Origin of the sequence: Actinoplanes sp. NPDC051633 (assembly GCF_040681735.1) — a bacterium.
Taxonomy (GTDB): Bacteria; Actinomycetota; Actinomycetes; order Mycobacteriales; family Micromonosporaceae; genus Actinoplanes.
The window spans coordinates 1-1,348 of record NZ_JBFAZH010001636.1 but is presented as its reverse complement, the minus strand read 5'-3'; the positions used below and the strand labels follow the sequence as shown (position 1 = coordinate 1,348).

Here is a 1,348-nt window from a genome sequence, read left to right as displayed (position 1 = left end):
TGTCGAGCATGTTCTGGGATCCGGGACAGCCCGTCGAGGAGGAGGGCTGGGCGTTCCGGTCCACCGCGAACCCGGCGGACCACGACGCGATCGTGGAGTCGGCCAAGCCGTTCATCGACTTCCTCGCCGCGGTCGGCGCCGAGCAGCTGGTCTGCCGTCCGGCCGGATCGGCCTGGATGGGCCCGCCGCTCGACGCGGACGCGATCAAACATGTGGGGGAACTGTGGAGCCGGGTCGGTGCGCTGGCGTCGGCCTCCGGCGTCGGCGTCTCCCTGCACTACGACTGCCTGGGTGCGGTGCACACGTCAGCCGATCTGGAAGACCTGCTGGCGGCGACGGACGTCGGCCTCGCACTGGATACCGCGGAGCTGACCATCGGCGGCATCGACCCGGTCGCGTTCTACCGCCGGCACGCCGCGCGGGTCACCCACGTCCACCTCAAGGACACCCGGTACGCCGACACCGGCGAGGAGTACCGGATGCCGGGCGCCGAGACGACGATGCTGCGTGGCGGCGGCGGGCGGCGGATCGAGCGGTGGTTCTTCGAGCTCGGCACCGAGGGCGGCCTGGTCGACGTCAAGGCCTTCGTCGCGGCGCTGCGCGAGCACGACTATCCGGGCTGGGTCGTGGTGGAGAGCGACCACGGCGGCAACCCGGCCGAACTGGCGATGCTCAACAGCTGGTACCTGCAGCACGAGCTCGCCTGCAGCACGACCTGATCCGCCGATCCATCACCGATTCCCTCGAGAACAGGACCTGACATGTACCAGCTGTCACCGAACATCGAACTGCTGTTCACGGAGGCCGGCCCGGACGCCGATCAGCGGGTCCGAGCCGCGGCCGCCGCCGGCTTCGACACCGTCGAGATGTGGGGCACCACCGGAAAGGACGTGCCCGCGCTCGCCAAGGCGCTGGCCGACACCGGAGTCTCCCTCACCTCGCTCCTCGCCGAGCCGCGCACCAACTTCACGCTCCCCGGCACCGACCTCGGGCCGTTCTTCGACGGGCTGGAACGCGGCATCGAGCACGCCCGCCAGCTCGGCTGCCCGCGGATCGTCCTCGGCTCCGGCGTGGGCTTCCCGGGAGCCTCGCGGGCCAAGAACCTCGACCGGCTCGTCGACGTGTTCTCCGACGCGGTGCAGCGGACCGACGGGTCGGGCGTGAAGCTGATCCTCGAGCCGGTCAACACCCGGGTCGACCACCCGGGGGCTCTGCTGGACCGCACCGCGGACGCCGTCACGGTCGCCCGCGGTGTGGGTTCCGACTCGTTCGGTAAAGCGTCGGAGCATATCAGGGGGTTATCTAACGTAAATGCTACCCTTCGGCTCGCTTTCGCTCGGCATTGACG

Annotated in this window: 2 protein-coding genes; both read left to right on the top strand. The window is 70.0% G+C overall.

What is annotated here, in order from left to right; genetic code table 11:
• Positions 1 to 719 (top strand): sugar phosphate isomerase/epimerase (locus AB0M20_RS43835; RefSeq protein ID WP_364307447.1); only part of this gene is annotated, 719 nt, incomplete at its 5' end.
• A gap of 42 nt (positions 720 to 761) precedes the next feature.
• Positions 762 to 1,346 (top strand): TIM barrel protein, encoded by a 585-nt coding sequence (locus tag AB0M20_RS43830; protein WP_364307446.1) that lies wholly within the window; start codon positions 762 to 764, stop codon positions 1,344 to 1,346.
• The last annotated feature ends 2 nt before the right edge of the window (positions 1,347 to 1,348 follow it).